This is a genomic window from Nonomuraea turkmeniaca (genome assembly GCF_005889735.1).
Taxonomy (GTDB): domain Bacteria; phylum Actinomycetota; class Actinomycetes; order Streptosporangiales; family Streptosporangiaceae; genus Nonomuraea; species Nonomuraea turkmeniaca.
The window spans coordinates 1-3,363 of record NZ_VCKY01000449.1; the positions used below are offsets into that span (position 1 = coordinate 1).

Here is a 3,363-nt window from a genome sequence, read left to right on the forward strand (position 1 = left end):
ACTGGCGCGAGTGCTCGCGCTGACCGCGGCCATCTGGCACAACGACAAGACCGGCCAGCCAATCAAGCGATCGCTGACCGCCTACGACCACTAAACGTGACCACACCCCTTGGACTCATTCGTCTAGGAAGGAGCCCGGCTCACATGCCTGCGGTGAGCCGGGCCACCGTCCGCATCTTGTTCATCGCGTCCAGCGCCGCCACCTTGTACGACTCCGCCAGCGTCGGATAGTTGAACACCGCGTTGACCAGGTAGTCCACGGTCCCTCCGCAGCCCATCACGGTCTGCCCGATGTGCACCAGCTCCGTCGCCCCCGTGCCGAACACGTGCACGCCGAGCAGCCGCCGGTCCTCGGAGGACACCAGCAGCTTGAGCATCCCGTACGAGTCGCCGATGATCTGCCCCCTGGCCAGCTCCCGGTAGCGCGAGATGCCCACCTCGAACGGGATCTTGTCCCGGGTCAGCTCGTCCTCCGACTTCCCGACGAAGCTGATCTCCGGGATCGTGTAGATCCCGATGGGCGGCAGGTCGGCCAGCTCCTCGACCGGCTCGCCGCACGCGTGCTGGGCGGCCAGCCGGCCCTGCTCCATCGAGGTGGCCGCCAGCGCCGGGAAGCCGATCACGTCGCCGACCGCGTAAATGTGGGGGACCGGTGTGGCGTAGTTGTCGTCCACCGAGATCCTGCCCCGCGCGTCGGCGGCCAGGCCCGCCGCCTCCAGGCACAGCTCGGTGGTCTTGCCCTGCCGCCCCGCCGAGTACATGACGCAGTCCGCGGGGATCTTCTTGCCGCTCTCCAATAAGGTCAGCGCGCCCCCGGGGCGGCGCTCGACGGCTGCCACGTTCTCGCCGAACCTGAAGGTCACGGCCAGGTCCCGCAGGTGGTACTTCAACGCCTCGACGATCTCCAGGTCGCAGAACTCCAGCATGCGCTCGCGCCGCTCGACCACCGTCACCTTGGTGCCGAGCGCGGCGAACATGGAGGCGTACTCGATGCCGATGACCCCCGCTCCCACCACGACCATCGTCTCGGGCACCCGCTCCATGTGCAGGATCGCGTCGGAGTCGATGACCGTCCTGCCGTCGAACTCGACGCTGTCCGGGCGGGCCGGCGACGTGCCGGTGGCGATCACGATCTTGTCGGCGGTGACCTTCTTCTCCGCGCTCTCGTCGTCGTCATGGGCGATCCCGATCGTGTGCGGGTCCAGGAACCGGCCGGTGCCGTGCAGGACGGTCACGTGGTTGCGGGCGAGCTGGCTGCGGATGACCTGGATCTCCCTGCCGATGACGTGTTGCGTGCGCATCCCCAGGTCCGCGACCGTGATCTCCTCCTTCACGCGGTAGCTGGCGCCGTACAGCTCGCGCTGGTTGAGACCGGTGAGGTAGAGGACCGCCTCGCGCAGGGTCTTGGAGGGGATCGTGCCCGTGTTGATGCACACGCCGCCGATCATGTGTCTCTTCTCGACTATCGCGACGCGCTTGCCGAGTTTCGCCGCCGCGATCGCGGCCTTCTGCCCACCAGGTCCGGAACCCAGGACCACAACATCAAAGTCCGCCACACGTACAGTCTGGGGGCGGCATGTCAACGGGGAAAGGCCTGTCTGGGAGACTCCGACGTATGGTGCGTACTTTCACCCAGGTCGATGTGTTCTCCGCCACGCCGTACTCCGGCAACGCGCTCGCGGTGGTGCTGGACGGCGAGGGGTTGAGCACGGAGGAGATGCAGCGGTTCGCCAAGTGGACGAACCTGGCCGAGACCACCTTCCTGCTGCCGCCGACCGCTCCCGAGGCCGACTACCGGGTACGGATCTTCACCACGGAGGCCGAGCTGCCCTTCGCCGGGCATCCGACGCTGGGCTCCTGCCATGCGTGGCTGGAGTCCGGGGGCGAGCATCGCGCCGAGGGGGAGATCGTCCAGGAATGCGGAGCGGGGCTGGTGCGTCTGCGCAGGATCGACGGGCGGCTGGCCTTTCAGGCGCCGCCCCTGGTGCGCTCGGGATCCGTGGACGAAGAGCTGGTCGAGCGGATCGCCGAGTCGCTCGGCATCAAGCGGAGCGACATCGTGGCCGCCGAATGGGCGGACAACGGCCCCGGCTGGGTCGGCGTGCTGCTCGCGGACGCCGACTCGGTGCTCGCGCTGCGGCCGGGACCGGTGCCGTGCGAGGTGGGCGTGGCGGGACCGTACCCGGAGGGGGCACCTTGTGCGTTCGAGGTGCGGGCGTTCATCCCCCGCCAGGGCTCCACCGTGGAGGACCCCGTGACCGGCAGCCTGAACGCCTCCCTGGCCCAGTGGCTGCTGCGTGCCGGCCGGGCCACGGCTCCCTACGTGGCGTCCCAGGGCACCGCGATCGGGTGTGCGGGCCGGATCCACATCTCCGCCGGCTCCCCGGACGACGTCTGGGTGGGCGGCGCGGTCATCACCTGCGTCACCGGCCACGTCGAACTCTGAGCCGTCATCCGGAGGAATTTACACAATATTATTCTTGGTGACTTCGACATAGCGGCTATCTGACGTAATAGGGCCTTGCGCAATTCGCGTGCACGCGGCCATTCATTGTGCGGCTTCCGTGGCGCCGAGCCCTCGAATGAGAAGACGCACGGCGGTTTCGGAGCCATCGTGAGAGGCCGCGGCGATGAGCAGGTGGAGTAGCGATGTCGATTCCGGAATGTCGCGGAGCTCGCCCCGGTCCTCCGCTCTGACCAGTGCCTCCTCCAGAAGGAGCCGGCGTCCGTCGATGAGGGCCATGAGCCGGGTCTCAGTGCCGGCGTTCCGCCTGGCGAAAAGGCGGAGACTCGGCAGCAGTCGCGCGACGGGGCGGAGCGACTCGACCAGACGGGCGAGATCCTCGGCCAGGCTCGCCCCGGGCTGGTCGGGCGGCCGGTCGAGGAAGTCGACGGTGTCGGCGAGGAGGGCGTCGCCGTTCGCCCAGCGCCGGTAGACCGTGCTCTTGGCCACCCCCGCCCGCTCGGCGACCGCCTCCATCGGCAGCGTGGCGAGCTCCTGCCGGGCGAGCAGGTCGGCGGCCGCCGCGATGACGGCGCCGTCTATGCCGGGATCGCGCGGCCGACCGGCCATGCCCGCCTCCCCTCCACCAGTTCCATGATCATGCCGGCGCCGACTGTGCCGTTCGTGGCCTCGTCCACCAGGATGAAGCCGCCCGTGAGCCGGTTGCGCCCGTAGTCGTCCACGAACAGCGGCTGCGTGATCCGCAGCGACACCCGGCCGATCTCGTTGAGGCCGAGCGAGGTCGCCTCCTCGTCCCGGTGCAGGGTGTTGACGTCGAGCCGGTAGTGCAGGTCACGGACGAGGGCGCGGGCCGTGCGGGTGGTGTGCTTGATCGTCAGCTTGGACCGCGGCGCCAGTTT

Annotated in this window: 4 protein-coding genes; 1 reads left to right on the plus strand and 3 read right to left on the minus strand. The window is 68.8% G+C overall.

The window, feature by feature from the left end; all coding sequences use genetic code 11:
- Positions 1 to 140: 140 nt before the first annotated feature.
- The gene (gene sthA, locus ETD86_RS53350) at positions 141 to 1,556 is read right to left on the minus strand and encodes a Si-specific NAD(P)(+) transhydrogenase (protein ID WP_138674230.1); all 1,416 of its coding nucleotides are present in this window, start codon (positions 1,554 to 1,556) and stop codon (positions 141 to 143) included.
- A 59-nt stretch (positions 1,557 to 1,615) separates the two neighbouring features.
- Here sthA and ETD86_RS53355 point away from each other — a divergent pair, with 59 nt between their 5' ends.
- Positions 1,616 to 2,446: a PhzF family phenazine biosynthesis protein gene (locus tag ETD86_RS53355; RefSeq protein WP_138674231.1), complete on the plus strand. Its 831-nt coding sequence runs from the start codon at positions 1,616 to 1,618 to the stop codon at positions 2,444 to 2,446.
- Between the two features lie 102 nt (positions 2,447 to 2,548).
- On the opposite strand, the gene ETD86_RS53360 is transcribed toward ETD86_RS53355, so the two are convergent.
- Both ETD86_RS53360 and ETD86_RS53365 read right to left on the minus strand, forming a co-directional pair.
- Positions 2,549 to 3,073, minus strand: a complete 525-nt coding sequence (locus ETD86_RS53360) for a TetR/AcrR family transcriptional regulator (RefSeq protein ID WP_138674232.1) — start codon at positions 3,071 to 3,073, stop codon at positions 2,549 to 2,551.
- The coding region (locus ETD86_RS53365) for an elongation factor 1-alpha C-terminal domain-related protein (protein ID WP_425465717.1) at positions 3,043 to 3,363 on the minus strand (321 nt) is incomplete at its 5' end. The genes ETD86_RS53365 and ETD86_RS53360, both read right to left, overlap by 31 nt.